Below are 21015 nucleotides of genomic sequence, written 5' to 3'. Positions count from 1 at the left end.
TAACGATATCATAACAAGGGATGGAAACGCGGATGGCTGGGTTTCGTCGTGGCTCTACAGGGCTCGGATTGGTCGCGGCCGCGGCCTTGCTGGCGGCCAGCGCCTCGGCGGCTGACGCGCCCAGGACCGAGCGGGCCTGGCTGCCCGACCAGGGCGACGGAACCTACAGGAACCCCGTCCTGGCCGGAGACTATTCCGACCCCGACGCCATCCGCGTGGGCGACGCCTATTACCTGGTCTCGTCCTCGTTCACCAACGTGCCCGGCCTGCCGATCCTGAAGTCGACGGATCTCGTCAACTGGACGATCATCGGCCACGCCCTGACCGCGATCACGCCGCAGGCGCATCACGCCACGCCCCGTCGCGGCGGCGGCGTCTGGGCGCCGGCCATCCGGCATCGCAACGGCGAGTTCCTGATCTACTACCCCGACCCCGACTTCGGCGTGTTCCTGGTCAGGGCCAAGGATCCAACGGGTCCGTGGTCCAAGCCCGTGCTGGTCGACGACCGCCGCGGCGTCATCGATCCCGCGCCGTTCTGGGACGACGACGGCCAGGGCTGGCTGGTCACCGCCTTCGCCCGCAGCCGGGCCGGCTTCGCCAACGTCATCACCGCCCGCCGCCTGAACAAGGCCGGCGATCAGGCGGTCGGCGAGGCGATCACCCTGGTCGAGGGCGACAAGCAGCCCAAGGTCGCCACCTCGCGCGGGCCGTTCCCGTGGATGACCACCGAGGGGCCCAAGCTCTACAAGCGCGACGGCTGGTACTATCTCTTCGTGCCCAGCGGCAGCGTGAAGGGCGGCTGGCAGGGCGTGTTCCGCGCGCGCAGGCTGGAAGGCCCCTACGAAGGCCGCAACGTCCTCGACCAGGGGGCCACCGAGGTCAACGGCCCCCACCAGGGCGCCTGGGTGACCACCCCGACCGGCGAGGACTGGTTCCTGCATTTCCAGGACGCCGATTCCTACGGCCGCCGGGTCTGGCTGCAGCCGATGGCCTGGAAGGACGGCTGGCCGATCATCGGCGAGGACAAGGATGGCGACGGCATCGGCCAGCCGGTGCTGGCCCACCGCAAGCCGGCCTCCAAGACCCCCTCCCCGCGTCTCGCGCCGCAGGACAGCGACGAGTTCGACGGCGCGCTGTCCCTGGCCTGGCAGTGGAACGCCAACCCGGCCGACGACTGGGCCGACCTGAAGGCCGCGCCAGGCAAGCTGCGCCTTAAGTCGATCTCTTCGCCGGAGAACCTGTGGGAGACCGGCGCCCTGCTGACCCAGAAGCTGCCGGCCGAACGGTTCACGGCGACCACCCGGCTCGATTTCGCGCCCAAGGCCACGGGCGAGCGCGCGGGCCTGGTGATGTTCGGCTCGGACTACGCCTGGATCGGCCTGCAGAACACCGCGAACGGGCCGGCTCTGGTGCGCGTCGATCGCACCGGCGCCGACAAGTTCCAGCCCGAGCGCGTCGAAGTGATCGAGGCCAAGGCCCCGACCGCCGTCTGGCTGCGCATGACCGCCGAGCCGGTCGTCGTGGCCGATCCGGCACCGGACTTCTCGCCCTACTGGCCCTCGATGCTGCGTTCGATGCACGCCAAGGTGACGCTGAGCTACAGCACCGACGGCAAGACCTTCGCCAGTGTCGGCGCGCCGTTCGTCAGCCGCCCGGGCCGATGGGTCGGCAGTCAGGTCGGCATCTTCGCCCAGGCCCCGGCCGGCACGGCGTCGAACAGCTCGACCCGCATCGGCTGGACCGACTTCGACGGCTTCTGGGTGACCCCCTAGAAGCCGTCGAAAGACGCCTCGACGAACGCCGATCGCTTGACTTCGACTTCAATCTTGATATCGATATCAGGCCTTCGGTAGCGTCCTGCGACGCCGCTCTCTTGGATCTACTTCCTCCAACACTCCCAAGGCGGGCGCCCTCTGCAGGCGCCCTTTTTTTTTCACCTCAGGTGGGCTCGAAGCGGATGGCCTGGCCGCCGGCTGCGTTGAGCTGGAGGCGCAGGCGGGTCTTGGCGTCGACGGCTTGGCGCTCGATCACCACGCGGGTGCGATTGGCGGGCCTGGCCAGGTCGCCGTCCTTGTAGCGCACCGCCGTCCAGCGCCCCTGCCCCAGGAAGCCAAGGTCGAGGTCCACGCGCCGCTCCATCTCGTTGGTCAGCGCGCCCAGATACCAGGCGCGCCCCTTGCGCCGGGCGATGATCACGTACTCGCCCAGCTCCCCGGCGATCGCGCGGGTCTCGTCCCAGGTCGTGGGGCAGGCGTCGAACCACTCCAGTTCGGGCCAGGCCTTGTCCTCGTACTTCTCTGGCTTGTCGTACCAGTAGAGCAGCGTCAGCGGGCTGTAGCAGGTCACCGCCAGGGCCAGCTGGTGGGCGTTGGTGGTCTGGTTGCGCTCCTGGGCGTAGCAGATGGTGTAGTCGATCGGCCCGGCGATGGGCCGGGTGAAAGCCAGGTTCACGTGGTGGCGCGCGGCCGGGAACTGCTCATTGCCCTTCACGCCTTCCAGGGTGAGGTAGGTGGGCAGGGTCCGCTCCAGGCCGGCGGGCCGCAGGTTGTCGTGCAGGTTCACGACCATGCCGTGCTCGCCGAAGGCCCGCACGACCTTGGTGATGAAGTCGACGTCGGACTGGCGGCCTTCCCACATGAAGCCAAGCTTCACGCCGGCCAGCCCCCAGCGCTGGTAGAGGCGGCACATCTCGGCCAGCGCCTTGGTCACCGCCACCCGGTCGATATAGACCAGCACGCCGATATTGCGGGCCTTGGCGTAGTCGATCACCCTTTGCAGATCCAAGGCGGCGATCGGCGCGGTGGGGTCCGAGGCGTCGGTCCCGTCACCGTACCAGTGGGCGTCGAACAGCACGTAGGCGATGTTACGCTTCTGGGCGAAGTCGACCGCCTTCAACGAGGCCTGCGTCGAATAGGGCTTCATGATCCGGAAGGCGTGGCCGGGCTTCACCCACGAAACGTCGCCCAGTTGGTTCGGCGTCGCCAGGGTCGGAACCACGTGGTGCAGCTCGATCAGGCCCTTGGCGCTGTCGGCCGCCAGCAGCACGCGCCACGGCGTCTTCTGGCCGATCTCGATCTCGAAGGTCGCTTCTTCGGGCGTATCGTCCTCGCCGCCCCAGCCGGTGGCTCGCCCCGGATAGCGCATCAGGTAGGTGACGAGCCCGCCCTGCTCGTGGGCGCGGACCATGCAGCGCGGATAATGCAGCCGGTCGGACTCGGCCATGAAGCCGAAGACGCCGTTGCCCAGATCGACGGTGATCGGCAGGTCGGCAAAGTGACCCTTGTCGGACGAGCCCGTCAGGTCCGGGTGCTCCAGCGGCGCCAGGCCCGCCTGGGTGGAGACATGGATATCGCCCTCGTCGCGGCTGGCGTAGAGGCGCGCGGTGTCGGGAAAGCGATAGCGGGTCCGCTCGCCCATCAGGGCCAGCTTGGCGCCCTTGGGCAGCCCGGTCAGGACGTAGCGCACGGCCGCTGCACCGTTCAGCACCCGCAGGACGATGTCGAACCGGATACCGGCCTTGGGATCGACCATGTGCAGGGTGACCTGCCGGCCGGACTGGTCGTAGCGCTCCGACTGGCCGAAGGCCGGCCGCCAGTCGCCCTCGAAGCTTTCGGGCGTCGATCCGGTGAGCTTGGCCCCCTCGCCCAGCAGTCGCCCCTCGGCCAGCCAGAGACCGAGCTCGGACGGCAGCAGCAGCGGCTTGCCGTCATAGGTCGCGCTCCATTTCGGCGCTCCGCCGGAGACGTCGATGGTCGCCTTCAGGCGGCCATCGGGCGAGGTGACGACATGCCCCCTGGAGCCCTTGGCGGTCGCCGCCTTGGCCCCGGCGCCGGTCGCGGCGCTCGACATCACCGCCAGCGCGACCATGTCTCGACGTGTGGGCTTCATGGCGTCGCCTCCCCTTTGGATCGCCTTATCGATTTCGGGGCAGGCTACACATAATGATATCGATATCAAGCCCGAGCGAAGCCGGGAGACGCGGCCTCGCCCTCGGCCGAGGACTGGCGTCCCCAACCGCGAGCGAGGCCGCCCCGGTCGTCAGGCCGCCGCGTCGTCGCGCAGGACCTTGCGATAGTCGTCCAGATCCAGCAGCCGCGCCTTGGCCGCCGCCTGGCGTTCGGTGGAGATCTTGGTCAGCAGCGCCGCGGCCTCGGCCAGGTAAGCCGTCAACTGGTCGCCGGTGACGTAGTTGCCCTGCAGGCCGTTCAGCTTGGTGAAGCCGTCCGAGAAGCTCTTGTTGAAGGCCTCGGACACGACGCCGACCGCTCGCCATTCGCCGGCCTGGCGGATGAAGAACTCGTCCGTGGACCTGACGATCCGCTCCAGGCTGGCCTTGCCGATGGTCTGCTGCTTGAGCAGGCCTTCGACCACGGTGATCTCGATCCGAGCCTCCTCGGTGACTCGCTTCATGAACTGGACAAACGAGTCGAAGAAGCAGGCGATCTCCTCGATGATCTCCTTGGTCCGCTTCAGGGCGCTGATGCTGACGTTCAGCGACTTGATGGTCAGCTTGATCGTCTCCTCGCGCGACAGCCGGCCCTTCAGCAGCGCATTGATCCGCACCAGCTTGGCGGCCTGTTCGCGGCGCTCGCGCTCATAGGCCTCGGCCTTGTCCAGCATCTTCATCTGAATCTCGCGCAGGCCGGCCGCCTCGTCCTTCTGCTCCTGAGACAGCTCGCCCAGGCCCTGGGCCAGCGCGTTGAGCGAAGCCTGCAGGCCCGACAGCACGCCGACCAGCGCCACCACCTTGCTCTCGTCCTCGGACAGGGTCTGCTTGGCGTCCTTCAGGCGTCCCTTGACGCCCTTGACCACCTCGGAGTCCTCAGGCTGCTCGACGGTCTCCTTGGCGCTCCCGGCCTCGGCGGGCTTGCCTTCCTTTTGCTGGGCCTTGGTGAGGTCCTGGCGCAGGTCGGCGACCTTGTCCTTGCTCGCGACGACCTTCTGCTCGGCAAGCACGAGCGCCGCCTTCTTGGTCGCGATCTCGCCCTTGGTCTTGAGCACCTCGCTGGTGTTGTCGGTCTCGGTCTTGGGCTTTTCTTCGGGCTTACCGGCCTGGGTGATCGACTTCATGGTCGCCGCGGCGATCACCGAGCCGCCGCCGGTGGCGCCGGCGCCCAGCGCCATGGCGATGGGCGGCAAGGCCGCGGCCACCACCTGGGCGCCGACCTTGATGATCTGCATCACGAACGCACGCTCCTCGGCGGTCGTCGCGCGCTGCTCGTATGAACGGGCCTTGGCCTCGAACTTGCGAACCTCGTCCTGCAGATCCTTGACCAGCGACTCCATCTGGTCGCGATCGGCCTCGGCCTCGCTGATCTCGGCCAGGACCACCTTCTGGTCGGCCAGGCGACCGGCGAGCACCTGCTGGCTGTTGCGCGCCGCCGTCGCGGTGTCGGTGATGATGCCGTCATAGGTCGTGGCGATCTTCGACAGCGCCTCGCGCACGTCGTTCGCCTTCTGCTTGATGTCGGTCGCGGTCGCCAGCAGGTCCTGGGTCAGGAAGCCCTTGATGCCCGCGACGTCGCCGTCTTCCTTGGCGTCCAGCCAGGCCGGCAAGGCCATGTCCAGGAAGGTGATCACGTCGCCGGCCGCATCCACGGCCTCGCTCATCACGCCCTTGCTGGTGCGCTGGGCCCTGAGCAGCCGGTCCATGATCTGCTCGATCTCGACGCGGGTCTGCCCCTCCTCCTGCGGCGTGGTGTTGTAGGCGATGTAGAGCAGGTCGATGGCGTTGTCGGTGTCGGTCTTGGCGCGACGAACATCGTAGCGGCCTTCGATCTTGGCGACGTAGTGGCCGACGATGGCCGCGTCGGCCTCGGGCAGCTCCAGCGGCTTGACCGCGCGCAGCTTGGCCACCTCGGCGTCGATGGCCTTGGCGATCTTCTCGGCCTTGTTCTCGAAAGGAACGGTGTCGGGCATGGTTTCCCCTTCTCGTATGGACTTCGATGTTCGGCGCTACTTGAAGCAGGCCGATAGCTGCTGGGGCGTCAGGACCTTCCCGGCCCTTTCCTGCAAGGTGGACGCCTTCTCCTGGACGCCGTCGATCTTGCCGGCGAGCATCCGGACCAACCGGGCGGTGCGCGCGCGACCGTCGGCGGTGTCGACGCGCCCGGCGTCGCGAAGCGCGCCGCTGAACTGGCCCAGCAGCTCGACGTTCTGCAGGGCTTCGGGCCGCAGGATCGCCAACGCCGCCTTCAGGCGGCTGATGGACGCCTCGGCGACGTTGATCTGATCGGTGGTCTGGACGGCGTCGGACACCGCCTGGCTCAGCAGCGTCTGGCTCTGCTCATAGCGCTCGTTGGCCTTCTGCATGCCGGCGACGGCGTTCGTCATCCGCTGCTCGGCCCGGGCAATCTGGTCGTCGTTGTCGTGGATCTGGCCGATCAGCTTGGCGATCTCCATCGAGAAGTCGCACATGAAGCCGAAGAGGGCCCAGGACTGCTTGCAGCGGCGCAACGCCTCGTCCTTGGCGGCCTTGTAGCGTCGCAGGTCATCCAGATCCGCAGCGAGCTGGCTCACCAGGCCGTGGGCCTCGTTGTATTCACGCAGGAACCCGTCGTACTCGTCCCGGCGCTGGACCAGCTCGCCCTCCAGCGCCTTCTTGTGCGCCACGAGCGTTCCAAGGCGCAACTGGTCGGCGTCGCGCTGCGCGACCATTGCCGTGTCCTGGGCCTCGAAGCACGCGACCCGTTCGGCGATGCCCGCTTGCGCGACGCGCGCGCCTTCCAGCCGCTGTTCGAAGGCGGCGATCGCTTCAGGCGTGAGAACGTCATCGGCGAGTGCGCCGGTGAAGCCAAGGCCCAGGAACAGCGAAAGCGACGCCGCCAGGGCCATGGCCACGCGGCGGCAAAGTCCCCCGCCTTCGCCCGGCCGACGTCCAGCCGGCCTTCCGCCCGATGACGGCCGCGCCATTGATCTCCCCCCGACCCGGCGCGCCTGGCGCACGGCGTCAAATCGCCCCGAAAACGATCGTGAGAAAGACGTCCCGGCAGAGGGATTTCTGTGAAAATCGTCACTCCCGCCGTGCGGCTGTCAGCGCCGGCGAAGCGCGCGCGAGGGCTAGGCAAGACCCCCGCGCTCCGTGGCCTCAGTAGCGCCAGGTCAGGGCCAGGCGCAGGGTGCGTCCCGGCGCGGGAACCACCGCCAGCGACAGCGGGTCGAGGTAGTATTCGTCCCCGACATTGTCGAGATTGGCGTCCAGGGTCACCTGGTCGGTCACCTTGTAGGTGGCGAAGAGGTCGTAGACCGTCGCCTTGCGATAGAGCTGCTGGATCGCCGACAGGCCGACGTTCCACTCCTTGTCGAGCTTGCTGATCGGCCCCGAGTTGGCGACCATCCGCCCCCCCACGATCAGCCGCTCCTGGAACAGCCGCGTCCCGACCGTCAGGTTGACGTTGTACTTCGGCGGGTTCTGGGTGTTGGTGTAGGATCCCTCGAAGCCCCCGGCCACGCAGTCGGGCGTGTTGATCAGCTCGTCGATCCCGCGCTGCTGGCCATAGGCTCGGCGCTCGGCGGCGATGTCGGGCGCGCAGGTCTCGGCCTTGAAGTAGCGGTGGGCCGACAGGTCGGCGAACACCCGACCCATGTCGTAAGAGCCCTGAATCTCCACGCCCTCGACGTTGAATCTGTCGACGTTGCGGATCAGGCCGGCCGACAGGGTGCGATAGTCGCGGGTGATCAGGTCGCGGATGCGGGTGTCGAAATAGGCGACTTTCAGCGCGCCGCGGTCGCCCGCCTTCCAGAGGTCGCGCTGCAGGATGCTGGCGCCGACTTCCCAGCTCTTGCTGCGCTCGGGCTTGAGGTCGTCGGTCGGCTTGGCGGCGGTGAACAGGCCCAGCGTCGCCTCGAACAGGCTCGGCAGCTTCACGCCCTCGGCGTACTTCACGTAGATCAGGCTGTTCTCGGTCGGCTTGTAGCTGGCGCTGACCGTGGGCATGAACGCGTCGGCCTTGCGGCGGATCGGCTTGGACCACGTCCAGGACGTAGGCCCTTCCAGGTCCTCGGCCGCGTTGGCGCGATAGGTGGTCCAGCCCTTGATGTCGCCCACCGTGCCCTTCTCGTAGGGCGAGGAGAACAGCGAGGCCTCGGTGAAGTTGCCCTGCGCATCCGGGAACCAGTAGACCCGCGCCACGCTGGTCAGCGCGCCCGGCCGGGTCGGGTTGGGCATGTAGAAGGTGGTGTCTCGATAGCGGCCGATCACCTCATAGGGCCCTTCGGTGGCCGTGCGGTTGCGATCGCGGATGTCGATGCGGTTGAAGCGGCCGCCCGCCGTCAGCTCCCACTGGTCGTTCGGGGCCCAGGTGACCGAACCGACGAGGCTGTATTCCTTGCGCTCGGCGTTGCGCAGATAGCGGTTGTTGCGCAGGTCCTCTTGCAGGATCGGCGAGTTGGGGCCGGGCTTGATGTCCTCGCTGGTGAACGAGCCGCCGTAGGTGAAATCCAGCCGGCCAAGGCCGGTGAACACGCGCGAGGTGTTGGTCACGTCGCCGCCGAAGCGTTCGATGGAGAGCTCGTTCCAATAGGCGTCGCGGTACCCGTCCTCGGTGTTGAAGGTCGGGCCGTCGTACCACTGGGTCGGCCGGTCGAGGAACCAGGGGGTGACGCCGGTCAGGCCGTTGTAGGCCAGGCTCTCGGCCTTGGTGAGCCAGAGGTTGGCCTTCAGGTCGATCAGGTCGTTGGCCGGCCGGTAGCGGTAGCGCAGGTTATAGGCGTCCAGATCCATGTGGCCCAGCGCCCACTGCGGCACGCGCTCGCGGTTCACGCGGATGATCTGCGAGGCCATGATCTCGCCCTGGCGACCGTCGAAGTGGCGGTAGCCGGCCTCCAGCACCTGGTCGTCGCTGATCTTCCAGGTTCCCTTCAGCAGGAAGGATTCGGAGCTGTTGGAGGTGTTGAAGACCTCGGTCTTGGCCGGATTCAGCGTCGCCAGCAGGCCGCGGCCGGTCGGGAAATCCCCATAGCCCTCGGAGCCCGAGAAGTAGTTGCCGTTCTCGCGCTTGGCATAGGCGGCCACCACGTCGAACCGGTCCCAGCTCTTGGCCACGGCGAGGTTGTAGAAGTGGCTGCCCGGACGGGTGATGTCGTTGCGGCTGGGGTTCTGGAAGGCGCTCCAGGCCGGCAGGTCCTTGGTGCTGGCGTCCGAGATCCCGGCCCGCACGCGCACGCCGAAGTCCTTGCCGGCGCGCAGGATGTCGGCGGCCTTCAGCGTGTCCATGACCACCACGCCGCCGATGCCGCCCGAGGCGTTGGCCTCAAGGCTTGGGCCCTTGGTGATGCTGACGCTGCTGATCAGGTCGGGGTCGAGATAGTTGCGCTGCGACTGGCCGGCATAGCCGCGATAGGTGTCGATCGTCGACTGGCCGCCGTCGATGACGACGGGGATGCGCCCTTGCCCCTGCACGCCGCGGATGTTGAGGTCCAGCGCGTTGGCCGAGCGCGGATCGCCGGCCGTCACACCCGCAACGCCCTTGACCATGTCGGCCACCGACGCGCCGCGAAATCGTTCCAGCGTCTCGCGGGCGATGTAGGCCGACGAGCGGGCCTTGGAATAGACGGCGTCGGCGCGCGCCTGGTCGCTTTCCTCGTCGGCGAACGGCGCGCCGGGCGTTCCGCCCTGCCCCACGGCGGCCACGTCGCCCTGCACCCGCAGCGCGCCCAGCTGCGTCGCGCCCTCGGCGGTCGGCGCCGGCGACAGGGTCAGCACGTCGCCCTGGATGCGGTAGGTCAGGCCGGTGCCGGCCAGCAGGCGGCTGACGGCTTCGCTCGCCGACAGCCGGCCCGAGACCGCGCCCGAAGTGCGTCCCCGGGCCAGGGCGGCCGGAACGCTGACTTGCAGGCCGGATTGGCGACCAAAGGCGGTCAGCGCCGAAGGCAGCGGCTGGGCGGGAATGTCATAGGCGCGCTGGGCGCTTTCCTGGGCGAAGGCGGGCATGGCCGCGCCCGTCCCGGCCAGCGCCGTCGTCAGCATCAGCGCCGCCGCCAGCGCCGCCTGCCGACCGCCCGTACGCACTCGATTGGAAAACCCCACGACCGTCTCCGAAACTTGCGAAAAACTAAAGATTGCGACGCATGTGCAATCTGTTCTTCCCAATCGACGACGCAGGCTCGGCTTTTTCCGAAAAAACTTCGCGACATCTGCTCCGGGAGAAATTTTCCTCACCGAAACAACACCTTGCGGGCGTCAGCGCTCGGAGATCACCAGGATCCAGGGCGTCACCCGTGTGACCTCCAGGTCGTAGGCCTGAGCCAGGGCGCTGGTCACCGCCTCGGGGTCGCGCAGATTGTAGACGCCGGTCACCCGGCGCTCGGACAGCGCCCTGCCCCGCACCAGGACGATGTCGCGCGTCCAGGGGCGCAGGGCCCGCACCACGTCGCCGATGGCTCCGTTCTCGACCACCATCTGGCCGTCTCGCCAGGCCGCCACGGCGTTCGGATCGACCGGCGCGCGCAGGAACCGGCCATCGCCCCCCACGGCGACGCCGCGGCCGGCCGGCACGCGTTCCATCCCCTGGACACGTCGCGAGGTCACCCCCACCAGCCCCCGCTGCACCACGACGCCCGGCGCCTCGGCGTCGACCTCGAAGGCCGTGCCCAGCACCTCGGCGGCGACGTCGCGCGAGGCTACCTTGAACGGGCGCGAGGGATCGTGGCGGACATCGAACCAGGCCCGCCCCTTGACCAGCCTCAGGTCGCGCCGACCGGCCGAATAGTCCACCGCCAGGGCCGACTCCGGCGCCAGGCTGACCCGGCTGCCGTCCTCCAGACGCACCTGCCGCACCTCGCCGACGCCGGTGACGTAGTCCGACTGCAGCAGGACGAGCGCTCCAGGCGCCAGCACGGCGACAACCAGCGCCGCGGCCGAGGCCGCCAGGGTCGCGACCAGCCGGCGCCGACCAGGATTTCGGCTCGCCGCCCGTCGCTCGCGACGCGCGCCAGAGACCATCCGCCCCTCCCCGCCAGGCAGCCGCGCCCAGCGGCCGGCATGGACCGGCGGAACCTCGCCGATGGCGGCATAGACGCCGGAAGCTTCGTCCCAGGCCCGCCCCCGCACGGGATCATCGGCGCGCCAGGCCTCGAACCGCGCGACGAGCTCGGCGCTCTCGGGCTCCTCGTGCAGGACCAGCAGCCACTCCAGGGCTTCGGCGTCCGCGCGCGCGACGTCTTGCTCGGCCATTCGGTCAGGTTCCTGCGGCCCGGACGGCCGTTCGTTGCAATAGACGTTCGAGCATCGGGTTTTTCCGAAATCCGGTTCAGCGGCGCCGAAGCCGGTCGCGGCAATGGGCCACCCCGTCGACCACCAGCTGGTGCGCCGCCGAGGTCGAGATCCCCAGCTCGGCGGCGATCTCGCGCAGCTTGGCGCCGCCCAGGCGGTGCATCTCGACGGCGATCCGCGTCCGTTCGGGCAGCTCGGCCATGGCCGCCAGCAGGCGCTCGTAATCGTCGCGCGCCAGGGCGGCGGCTTCGGGCGACGGCTGCTCGTCGCGCGCGCCCTCGATCAGGGGCTCGGGGTCTTCGGCGTACCGGCGACCGTCGCGCCGCCTCTGCCTGCGGCCGTCGAGCGCCAGGTTGCGGACGATGCGGAAGAGATAGCGGCCGGGATCCTCGAGCAATCGCCTGGTCAAGGCCTGGCCCAGGCGCAGATAGGCCTCCTGCACCACGTCCTCGGCCTGGTCGCGGTCGCCGGTGATCGTCTGGACATAGCGGACCAGCCCGTCGCGGTGGGCCAGGTAGTGCGAGCGGATCATCTTCTTCTGCGTCACGCGCCCGCCAGACAGACGAAAACGCCCGGATCGCGGGCGCGCCACCGGCGGCCGACGCCGGAGCGCGGCCCATAACACTTGAGAATAAGTCGCAACAAGACTTGTCTTGCGTCGCGATCCCTGGCACGCAGGCCCGCGAAGCCGACGAAAACGAAAAGATCGGAGCGCTCGTGCGATTTTCTTTCGGAAAGCGGCGGGCCTGAACCGTCATTCCCTCGTGAGGCGCGAATGCGATGCGATCGCCGGCGCGCCCCGAAGCTCCCGACGCTCCGGAAGGCCCCATGAACGCACACGTCTCGATCCACGACCCGTCCCGCGCCAAGCGGCTCAAGGCCCGCACCCACAGCACCCACGAGGCGCTCGACAGCCGCATCATGTCGCTGGAGCCGTTCCGCGACCGCGATCGCTACGGCCGGTTCCTGAAGGCGCAGTGGGGTTTCCATCGCGAGATCGACGCGCTCTACACTCACCCGGACCTCGTGGCCCTCGTGCCGGACCTGCCCGAGCGTCGCCGGCTGGACCTGATCGCCCAGGACATCCAGGACCTGGGCCAACCCGCGCCCAGCGCCGACACCCCGCCGATATTCGGCCAGGGCCCCGTCGACGCCGCCGAAGCCTTCGGCTGGCTGTACGTGGCCGAAGGCTCGAACCTCGGCGCGGCCTTCCTGCTGAAGGCCGCCGCCGCCCTGGATCTGGACGAGACCTTCGGCGCCCGTCACCTGGCGCCGCATCCGGAAGGTCGCGGCCGCCACTGGCGCGGCTTCGTCGCGGCGCTCGACGGCCTGCCCTTCGGTGATGTCGAGGAAACCCGCGCCGTCGACGGCGCGGCCGCCGCCTTCCGCCGCGTGCGGGGACTGGTCGATGACGCCTTCGCCTGAGGAAGCCCCCTCCCGGCCGCGCCTAGCCCGCTGGATCTGGCTGGTCCTGGGCCTCGTCTGCGTAGCCCTGGGCTTCATCGGCGCCGTCGTGCCGCTGATGCCGACGACGGTGTTCCTGATCATGGCCGCCGGCTGCTTCGCCAAGTCCTCGCCCAGGCTGGAGACCTGGCTGCTGGACCATCCGCGTTTCGGCCCGACCTTGCGCGCCTGGCGTCGGGACCGCGCCATTCCGCCGGCCGCCAAGCTGATGGCCTGCGGCGGCATGGCCTTCGGGCTCGCGATCTTCTGGTGGGGCGCCCATCCCAAGTGGCCGCTGCTGCTGGTCGTGGCGACGATCATCGGGCTGTGCGCGGCCTATGTGGTCTCGCGTCCGTCGCGGGGCGCGCGGGGGTGAAGCCGATCGCCCTGGCCAGGCAGGAGCCCGCGTCGTTCCAGGGCGCGCCGATCTCGGCGCCGCTCGCGCTGGACCGCGCCTCGTCCCGACGTGGCTCGCGGACCGCGACCGGCGTGGCGCTGTCGGTCGCCCTGCACGGAGCGCTGGCCGGCGCGATCCTGTTCGGCGGCTTCGCGCCCGCCCTGATCGCTCCCCCGCCCGCCGCGCCGATGATCGTGGCGCTGGAGACCACCTCGCCGCCGGTTCCGCAACTGGAGGTCCCGCCAGGTCCCCAGCAGCAGGAGCGCCAGGCCGCGCGGCCGACGCCGCCCAAGCAGCCGCCCGTCAAGACCGCCCAGGCCTCGCCTGAGCCCGTGTTCTTCACGCCGCCTCGCCCCAGCGCGCCCGTCGATCCAGGGCCGGCCGCTCCGCAGACGACCGCCCCGCCGGTGCAGCCTGCGCCGGTGGCGGTGCGGACCGCCAGCAACGCGGTCGCCACCTGGGAGGGCCAGGTGCTGGCCGCGCTGGAGAAGAAGCGCCGCTATCCGCCGGCCGCCCAGGCCCGTCGCCAGCAGGGCGTCGCCCACGTCCGCTTCCGGATGAACCGAGCCGGCAATGTGCTGTGGACGCGCCTGGAGCGCTCGTCCGGCTTCGGCGAACTCGACCGCGCCGCGGTGGAGACGCCCAAGCGCGCCCAGCCCCTGCCCCAGATTCCGGCCGACCGTCCCGAGGAGGTCGAACTGGTCGTGCCGGTGGAGTTCTTCCTGGCCCGCCCCTGAGGCCAGTCCCGCCTAGAGCTTCACCACGATGTCGCGGCGATACATCACCCATCCCAGCAGCCAGCACACCAGCATGTAGGCGAGCGCGCAGAGCAGCGAGCCCAGCCCTCCCGGCGCGATCGCCTGGAAGACATGCACGCCCACCCACTCGTAGGGGTCCTGGCCCGGGGCCACGTCGAACTGGCGCAGGGTGATCACGAACAGCTCCGAGAACAGGTAGATCACCAGCGGATTGAGGCCGAACACCTGGAAGAAGCGGGTGACCGCGTTCGGCTCGCGCCCCTCCAGCAGGGCCGCCAGGGCGGCCAGCAGGATCAGGTCCAGCCCCACGGTCAGCAGCACGAAGCTGCTGGTCCAGAGCTTCTTGGCGATCGGGAACCACGGGTTCCAGGCCAGGGCCGCCAGGACCAGCACCCCGCCGAGGCCCGCCATGCGGATCAGGGTCTTGCGGGTGTCGCTCGCCTGGCGAAGGGCGCGGGCGGCCAGATAGCCGGCCAGCACGTTCACCGTCGCCGGCAGGGTTCCCAACAGGCCCTCGGGATCGAAGCCGCCGTCCTTGCGATAGAGGTGGTCACGGCCGACGACCAGCAGGTCGAGCTTGGTGCCCGCATTGCCGAGCTTGGAATAGGAATCGCCGTCGCCGACCCCCAGCAGGATCGCCCAGTAACCCAGCAGCAGGCCGCCGCAGAGCGCCAGGATCCAGCGCGGCGACAGGAACCGCGCGGCGAAGGCGGCGATCAGGTAGCACAGGGCGATCCGCTGCATCACGCCCATCACCCGGGTCTGGGAAAAGGGGCTGAGCGCCCAGTGCCCGTCCGCGTAGTGCACGAACGGGTACCAGTACATCAGGAAGCCGAGCAGGAAGATCAGCGCGGCGCGCTTGAGCACCTTGGCGCTAAAGGCCGGCAACGGGATCGGCCGCGAGAACGCGAAGGCCATCGAACAGCCAACGGCGAACAGGAACGAGGGGAATACCGCGTCCGCCGCCGTGAAGCCGAACCACTTGGCGTGGACCAGTTGTTCGAACGGGCGCGCCCCCGGTCCCGCCGTGTTGACCACGATCATCAGGCAGACGGTCAGGCCGCGGAAGACGTCAAGCGACAGGAAGCGAGGAGCCGGCTTGGTCATGATCGGCTCCTAAGCCCGGTCGATGCGCGCGATCAGCCCGCCGACCCCGGCGACGGGATCGGCCGGCGGGGTCCGACGATAGGCGACGTCGGCGGCGACCCAGGCCTTCTCCCAAGCGATGCCGTCCTTGACCACGGCCGCCTCGTCGAACTGACCACTCCCGGCCGTCTTCAGAGCGTCGAGGAAGCGGCCCCAGCGCGGCAGGTAGAAGTCGGCATAGAGCCCCTGCCAGGCCTTGGAGGCATAGTCGTTGAGGTTGCCCTCCCCGCCCCAGATCGTGACCTGGGCCTTGGCGTTGCTGACATAGGCGGCCTTGTCGGCGGGGGTATCGCCATAGGCGCGGGCGTCGTCGATCCAGGTGGCCAGGGTCTCGGGCTGCACGCCCAGAAGGGCGTCGATCGCCCGGGCCAGGTCCTCGACCTTGCGACGAGCCGCATCGCCCGCTGCCGCGTCACCCTGGCGATAGGCGGCCACGGCGGCCTGCAGCTGGACGTCGATCTCCAGGCTGGCCAGTTGCCTCGCCGCATCGACCAGATCGAGCACGAACAGCGGCTCGTTCGCATAGGCCGGCGCCAGCGCCGCCAGGGCGCGGACGGCGGCGTCGAGCTTGCCGCGGTCGCCCGGATGGCCCGGAAACTCGCCGATGGTCGCCGTCGGACGCTTGAAGAAGAGATAGGCGCCGGCCTTGCTCTTCCACCAGCGCGAGCTCCAGTAGCGGGTCGAGTAGGCGCCCTGGACCAGCAGCGCCATGGCCGCGTCGAGTTCGGGGCTCGTCTTGCCGTAACGCGCCTTCGAGCGGCTCGACAGCCAGGCGGCGGCGGAGGCCCCTCCCCCGTTCCAGGCCAGGTCGTAGGTCGCCTCGTAGACGATCGAGTTGTTGTGCAGCCCTTCGGGGAACATCCCGAAACCCGACAGCTTGCCGGTGTCGGGATTGGCGACCAGGGCCGCGATATCGGTCCGGTAGTAGTCGAGGTCGCCGTAGACCGGGTTGCTGCCGCCGTAGTTATGGACGTAGCCGTATATCCACGGCTTGCCGCCGAAGGCCTTGGCGTTCTTCCAGACGGCCGGATAGCGGTCGTTGCCGATGTCGAGGATCATCAGCCTGTCGTCGGGCACGCGGCTGAGATAGGCGCTGACCGCCGCCGGATCCCAGAAGTGGCTGTCGGCCCCGAACAGCCAGCCCTGCATCACCCACACCGCGTCCGGGCGGCTCTGGCGGATGGAGTCGTAGATGGCCTTGCCGTAGGCGGCCAGGCGCTCGGCCTTCAGGGCCGGATCGACCTCGACCTTGGTCTTGGTCGCCGCCGTGTTGGCCGCGCCGTCGCCATAGGCCGCGTCGCGCGCATCGGCGCCGTCGGCGTTGATCGGCGGCAGCATCTCGTTGAAGGAATCGGCGAGGTAGTAGGTCCCCGCGCCATAGGTCTTCGTATAAAGCGCCAGGAACCGGCCGGCGATCCTGGCGAACAGCGGGTCGGCCGGGTCCAGCCAATAGGTCTCGTGGAAGCCTTCCCACGGCCGCATGCGGTAGATCCGAGCCTCAGGATGCTTGGCGGCGAAGGCCTTGGGCACATAGCCGCCAAAGGCCGGCAGGATCGGCGTCATGCCCAGATCCCGCATCCGCCGGAGGATCCTGACCTGCAGGTCCTTCTTCTTGTCGATCCAGGCGGTGGGCAGCGGGGCGGCGTAGCCCTCGATGTTGCCCATGCGATGCCAGGGCGTGAAGGCAGCGCCCGAGAAGTAGTCGGCCAGTTCGGCCTCGCTCAGCCCGAACTCGCGCCACAAGGCTCGCCAGACATATTCCTGGCCTTCCATGGCCAGCGGCATGTCGACGCCGTGGACAGCCATCCAGTCGATCTCGCGGCTCCAGCGGTCCCAGCCCCACCAGGGCGTGGTGTAGCCGTAGGTGCAGGTGTTCAGGTAGGCGCGATGGGCGAACGGACTCTCCACCCGGCCCGTATCCGCGTCAGGCAGGTGGGCCGGCAGAGCGACGCGGTCGCCTTCCCAGCTCACCTGCGCCGCGCCGGCCTCCTTGAGGTAGGCGTAGGCGCCCCGCACCAGCGCCACCGGCGTGTCGCCGCTGATCGACAGCTCGCCGCCCGTGGCCCGCACGGCGTACCAGGGCTTCTCGCTCGCGGTCGACGCCAGCGCTAGGTCGAACTTGTCGGCGCGCGGACCGAACCGCCGCTTCAGCACCGCCCGCGCCGCGTCGAGCCCGCTTTCACCGCGCGTCGCCGCGCTCGCCAGCGAAGGCATGGCGGCCATGGCGACGGCGGCGAAGGCCTGCTTCAGGGTCTGGCGGCGCGAGGGTCGAAACGACATCGAGACAACTCTTCTTCTGAAACGAAAATCTGGTCGCCGCCCAGGAGTCAGGCGGCGACCAGCAGTTGCGCCGCACGGACGGCGTCTCCGGGGAGGGAGATCGGAGGGCTACATCTTGTACTGGAACGACAGGTAGTAGCTGGGGCCGGTGACCGAGGTCATCTGCCAGCGGCTCTTGTCGAGCAGGTAGGCCTTCTCCTGGGCGTTGTTGATGTTCATCGCCGCGAAGGACAGGCTCAGGCGTTCGTTGATGTTGTAGCCGAGGTTCAGGTCGAACTGGGTGCGCGAGGCGACCGTGTGGCCCAGCGGACCGGAGAAGAAGCTCTCCACCGAGGTCTGGTCGTAGGCGCTGCGGTAGTTGGCCGACAGGCGCGCGCTGAAGGTCTGGTTCTCCCAGTAGACCGTGCCGTTGGCGGTGTGCTCCGACAGGTTGGCCAGCTTGAAGCCCGTCACCGAGGTCGCCGGATTGACGTGGGTGTAGTTGGCGATCAGGCCGAAGCCCTCGATCGGCAGCCAGGCGTCGAGCGACTGCTGCCAGTTCACCTCGTAGCCGTGGATGTCGACCGTGCGTCCGTCGTTGAAGCTCTGGGTGATGTTGTAGGTGTCGCCGGCGCTCGACAGGCAGACGCCGCCGCTGTCCCGGGTCAGGGCCGTGCCCTCGTACGAAGCCGGACAGGTCAGCGAGGTGTAGACGCCGTTCTTGACCTTCTTTGAGAAGAAGCCGGCCGACAGGCCGTTGCCGCCCCCGTAGTACCACTCCAGGGTCACGTCGATCTGGTTGGCCGTCATCGGGTTCAGGTCGCCCTGGCCGATGGCGATCGAGTAGACGCGGTGGCCGGTGGTGTCGACGGCGCTGGTCACGGTGGTGGCCAGTTGGTTGCTGGAGTCGATGATCGGACGCACCAGCACCTTGGCGGCGGCGAAGCGCAGCAGCAGGTTGTCGGTCAGGTCGACGCTGATGTTCGCCGACGGCAGCACGTTGTCGTACGACTTCTTGGTCGTGTAGGTCCCTGCGACCAGCTTGACCTCGGTGTTGCGCGGGTTGGCCGCGCCGCCGATGTAGCCCTCCACCGTCTGGTCGGTGCTCTCGCTGCGAACGCCAAAATTGCCGCGGAAGGTGCGCGAGAAGATCTCGCCCTTCAGATTGGCCATGGCGTAGAACGAGGTCAGGTCGCGCTCGACGCGATAGGTGCCCGCCGGATCGAAGGCCTCGTAGACGCTGATCCCCTGCGCCTTCAGCGCGTCGCGATAGGCGTCGAGGTTCGGCGACACCCAGGTCGACGGCAGGGTCATCCCGCCGTCGAGGAAGTTGCTGACGGTGATGCCGGTGGCGGCCATGGTCGGCGACCACGAGGCCGGGATGCTGTCCGAACCGTCCCTGCGCACGACGTAGCGCTTGAGCACCTCGTGGCGGATCTTGGCCCCCGCCTGCACCGACTCCAGGATGCCGAAGTTCAAGAACCGCTTGGCGTCGAACTGGCCGGCGTCCTCATAGGAGTCGATCGTGCGGTAGGCGCCGTTCGGATAGGTGTTCCGCACCAGGGTCGCCGGATTGTATTGGGCCGTATCGCTCAGCGCCGTCGAGGTCGTGAAGACGATGTTCTTCGGGTTGCTGATGTCGACCGTCGCGCTCGGGATGTTGATCCCGAGGATCGCCGCCTCCTCGTTGAAGATGGCGTGGCCGCGGGAATAGTGGGCGACGGCCTTCAGGTCCCAGTCCTCGAAGCCGGTCCAGCGGGCGCTGGTGGTGAAGGCGCCGGTCGACTGCGGGCGGGTCTCGTGCTGGTGGTTGTTCTCCAGGCGGAAATTGGCGACCCGCACCTGGGTGGCGGTGTTGTTGGCGGTCGCCAGGGTGGTGACGTTCGAGGCCGACGGCGTCGTGAACAGGAACACCTGCTGGTGCAGCTCCTGCGTCGTCTCGTCCTTGGCGTAGGTGGCGATGGCGTCGATCTGCAGACCGTCGATCGGCTTGAACTGGATCGCGCCGTTGATCATGCTGCGCTTGGTCTCGCGGTCGATCCGGCGATAGCGCAGGCGGGCGGGCGTGTAGACGCCGCTGTTCACCGTCCAGCGATCCATCCAGAGATAGTCGCCGCGGTCCTTGAGCTCCTGGTAGCCGGCGCCGAGGAAGACCCCGATCTTGTCGTCGAGAAAGTGGTCGACATAGGTCGCGCCGTACTTGCCCGTCGGGCTGCCGCCGATCAGCTCCTGCTGCTGCAGCTTGCCGGCGAAGATCAACTGGCGGCCCTTCACGTTGAACGGATGGACGGTGTCGATGTTGACCGTGCCGGCCAGTCCGCCGGCGTCCATGTCGGCGGTGGGCGACTTGTAGACCTGGATGCCCGAGGCCAGCTCGGTCTGGATGACGTCGTAGCGGAAGCCGTCGGTGAAGTTCGAGCTCTTGAAGGTCTGGCCGTTGACCGTGGTCAGGGCGTACTGGGGCCCCAGGCCCCGGATGCTGATCGTCGAGCCGCGGCCGTTGATGTTGGAGATCTGCACGCCCGGAATGCGCTGGATGGCCTCGGCGATGTTCTCGGACGGGAACTTGCCGATGTCCTCGGCCGAGATGCCGTCCGACACGCGCACGTCGTTGCGCTTGGTGTCGAGCGCCGTGGCCAGGCTGCGGCGGAAGGCGGTGACCACCACCTCGTCGACGGCCTCGCTGGGCGCCGGTTCGGGCGCGGCCTGGGCCAGCGCCGAACCCGCGAAGCTGGCGCCGGCCAGCAGGGCCAGCACGAAGGCCTTGCGCAGCGCGTCGGGCCGGGAAGTCGTAAGCTTGTGACCGATCATGATGCTATCCCCTCAAGCGGACGCGGCGCGCGCGCCCAGTGAGCGCCGCTCCCCCGCGGCGCCGTTTTGGACAGACCATTTGAAGACCTTTTTTCGCTGCCCACTGGAACCGTAGGCGCCGCCCGGAAGGCGGTCAAAGCTTGCAACCCGCTCTAATGCTTGAATTTAACAGCCGACCGCCGGATAGGCGCCGATGGTTTCGGGCTCAACCGCCCAGAAACCACTGCCCCACCGTTAAATATCAGCATTATCAATGCAATGAGTGGATATCAGTCGCGCATTCGCGCATGAGGCATAATACCAATTTAATGCCTTTTTTGCGACCATTCGCGCATAGCGAGCGCGGCCCGCGCAGCCGTGGCGCGCAATTGGCCGACCAGCGCTCGCCCAGCTTGCAACCAAGCCCCAAAAAGCAAGACGCCCGCGCTCCGATCCGATCGGAACGCGGGCGTCGATGCCCCGAGTCGCGGCGCCCTGACTAGCGGGCGCCGCCCTTGGAAAGCGCCACACAGACCGCCTCGGCCTTCGGCCCGATCACCAGATGCACCACGGGCCCGTCGAGGCGGACGAGGGCGCGCACGCCGGCGGCCTTGAGGGCCGCTTCGTCGAGCTTGGCGGGGTCGGCCAGTTCCAGGCGCAGGCGGCTGGAGCAGGCGCTGACAGAGAGGATGTTGGCCTTGCCGCCGAGGCCGGGCAGCAGGGCCTTCGCTGCTTTCGGGGCCGCTTTCGGGGCCGCCTTCGGATCAGCTGTCTTCACCGGCGTCGCGACCACCGCGGCCGACGCCTGGACGCCTCCCGCCCCGACGGCGGCGCGGATCTCGCCGGCGACGGTGTCGGCGATCGGGCCCAGCACCACCTGCAGGGCCTTGTCGGAGGGGCGGACGATCCCGCGCGCGCCCAGGGCCTTGAGGCGCGGCTCGTCGATGGCCTTCTGGTCGGCGACGATCAGGCGCAGGCGGGTGGTGCAGGCGTCGATGCTGACCAGGTTG

Annotated in this window: 14 protein-coding genes; 4 read left to right on the top strand and 10 right to left on the bottom strand. The window is 68.6% G+C overall.

Going from position 1 to position 21015, the window contains the following annotated elements; all coding sequences use genetic code 11:
* Window positions 1–68: 68 nt before the first annotated feature.
* Window positions 69–1772 carry a glycoside hydrolase family 43 protein gene (locus DDF62_RS20090; protein ID WP_244286885.1) on the top strand — a complete coding sequence of 568 codons (1704 nt, stop codon included), beginning with the start codon at window positions 69–71 and terminating at the stop codon, window positions 1770–1772.
* 166 nt (window positions 1773–1938) lie between these two features.
* On the opposite strand, the gene DDF62_RS20085 is transcribed toward DDF62_RS20090, so the two are convergent.
* The 6 genes from DDF62_RS20085 to DDF62_RS20060 form a co-directional block, all read right to left on the bottom strand.
* Window positions 1939–3888 carry a glycoside hydrolase family 97 protein gene (locus tag DDF62_RS20085; protein WP_116490747.1) on the bottom strand — a complete coding sequence of 650 codons (1950 nt, stop codon included), beginning with the start codon at window positions 3886–3888 and terminating at the stop codon, window positions 1939–1941.
* 150 nt (window positions 3889–4038) lie between these two features.
* Window positions 4039–5919, bottom strand: a complete 1881-nt coding sequence (locus DDF62_RS20080) for a coiled-coil domain-containing protein (protein ID WP_116490746.1) — start codon at window positions 5917–5919, stop codon at window positions 4039–4041.
* A 36-nt stretch (window positions 5920–5955) separates the two neighbouring features.
* Window positions 5956–6840, bottom strand: coding sequence for a hypothetical protein (locus tag DDF62_RS20075; RefSeq protein WP_133244960.1), 885 nt, complete (start codon window positions 6838–6840; stop codon window positions 5956–5958).
* 247 nt (window positions 6841–7087) lie between these two features.
* Window positions 7088–10027 (bottom strand): TonB-dependent receptor, encoded by a 2940-nt coding sequence (locus DDF62_RS20070; RefSeq protein WP_244286884.1) that lies wholly within the window; start codon window positions 10025–10027, stop codon window positions 7088–7090.
* 153 nt (window positions 10028–10180) lie between these two features.
* A complete protein-coding gene (locus tag DDF62_RS20065; protein ID WP_116490744.1) occupies window positions 10181–11173 on the bottom strand; it encodes a FecR family protein in 993 nt (330 codons plus the stop codon).
* 76 nt (window positions 11174–11249) lie between these two features.
* Window positions 11250–11759 (bottom strand): sigma-70 family RNA polymerase sigma factor, encoded by a 510-nt coding sequence (locus DDF62_RS20060; RefSeq protein ID WP_208866906.1) that lies wholly within the window; start codon window positions 11757–11759, stop codon window positions 11250–11252.
* A 281-nt stretch (window positions 11760–12040) separates the two neighbouring features.
* On the opposite strand from DDF62_RS20060, the gene DDF62_RS20055 reads away from it, so the two are divergent.
* The 3 genes from DDF62_RS20055 to DDF62_RS20045 are packed head-to-tail and all read left to right on the top strand — an operon-like array spanning window position 12041 to window position 13789.
* Window positions 12041–12637, top strand: a complete 597-nt coding sequence (locus DDF62_RS20055; protein ID WP_116490742.1) for a biliverdin-producing heme oxygenase — start codon at window positions 12041–12043, stop codon at window positions 12635–12637.
* Entirely contained in the window at window positions 12621–13031 is a 411-nt protein-coding gene (locus DDF62_RS20050; protein WP_116490741.1) for a YbaN family protein, read from the top strand. Before DDF62_RS20055 ends, DDF62_RS20050 begins: the two co-directional genes overlap by 17 nt.
* Window positions 13028–13789 carry a TonB family protein gene (locus tag DDF62_RS20045; RefSeq protein WP_208866905.1) on the top strand — a complete coding sequence of 254 codons (762 nt, stop codon included), beginning with the start codon at window positions 13028–13030 and terminating at the stop codon, window positions 13787–13789. The genes DDF62_RS20050 and DDF62_RS20045 overlap by 4 nt, the downstream gene beginning before the upstream one ends.
* Window positions 13790–13801: 12 nt before the next feature.
* Here the strand turns inward: DDF62_RS20045 and DDF62_RS20040 are convergent, their stop codons facing one another.
* From DDF62_RS20040 to DDF62_RS20025, 4 genes are all read right to left on the bottom strand, one after another.
* Window positions 13802–14917: an acyltransferase family protein gene (locus DDF62_RS20040; RefSeq protein WP_116490740.1), complete on the bottom strand. Its 1116-nt coding sequence runs from the start codon at window positions 14915–14917 to the stop codon at window positions 13802–13804.
* A gap of 9 nt (window positions 14918–14926) precedes the next feature.
* The gene (locus DDF62_RS20035; RefSeq protein WP_116490739.1) at window positions 14927–17236 is read right to left on the bottom strand and encodes an alpha-N-acetylglucosaminidase; all 2310 of its coding nucleotides are present in this window, start codon (window positions 17234–17236) and stop codon (window positions 14927–14929) included.
* Between the two features lie 108 nt (window positions 17237–17344).
* Entirely contained in the window at window positions 17345–20026 is a 2682-nt protein-coding gene (locus DDF62_RS20030) for a TonB-dependent receptor (protein WP_116490738.1), read from the bottom strand.
* A 478-nt stretch (window positions 20027–20504) separates the two neighbouring features.
* A partial coding sequence (locus DDF62_RS20025) for a PTS sugar transporter subunit IIB (RefSeq protein WP_165832314.1) occupies window positions 20505–21015 on the bottom strand: 511 nt, incomplete at its 5' end.

The sequence above is a fragment of the Caulobacter radicis genome, assembly GCF_003094615.1.
Taxonomy (GTDB): domain Bacteria; phylum Pseudomonadota; class Alphaproteobacteria; order Caulobacterales; family Caulobacteraceae; genus Caulobacter; species Caulobacter radicis.
The sequence above is the reverse complement of the archived record's forward strand: the minus strand, read 5'-3'. Positions and strand labels throughout refer to the sequence as shown.

Coding starts and splice junctions, on each gene's coding strand:
- DDF62_RS20055 (WP_116490742.1), top strand. CDS start 12,041: ATGAACGCACACGTCTCGATCCACGACCCGTCCCGCGCCAAGCGGCTC.
- DDF62_RS20085 (WP_116490747.1), bottom strand. CDS start 3,888: ATGAAGCCCACACGTCGAGACATGGTCGCGCTGGCGGTGATGTCGAGC.
- DDF62_RS20050 (WP_116490741.1), top strand. CDS start 12,621: ATGACGCCTTCGCCTGAGGAAGCCCCCTCCCGGCCGCGCCTAGCCCGC.
- DDF62_RS20065 (WP_116490744.1), bottom strand. CDS start 11,173: ATGGCCGAGCAAGACGTCGCGCGCGCGGACGCCGAAGCCCTGGAGTGG.
- DDF62_RS20035 (WP_116490739.1), bottom strand. CDS start 17,236: ATGTCGTTTCGACCCTCGCGCCGCCAGACCCTGAAGCAGGCCTTCGCC.
- DDF62_RS20080 (WP_116490746.1), bottom strand. CDS start 5,919: ATGCCCGACACCGTTCCTTTCGAGAACAAGGCCGAGAAGATCGCCAAG.
- DDF62_RS20040 (WP_116490740.1), bottom strand. CDS start 14,917: ATGACCAAGCCGGCTCCTCGCTTCCTGTCGCTTGACGTCTTCCGCGGC.
- DDF62_RS20030 (WP_116490738.1), bottom strand. CDS start 20,026: ATGATCGGTCACAAGCTTACGACTTCCCGGCCCGACGCGCTGCGCAAG.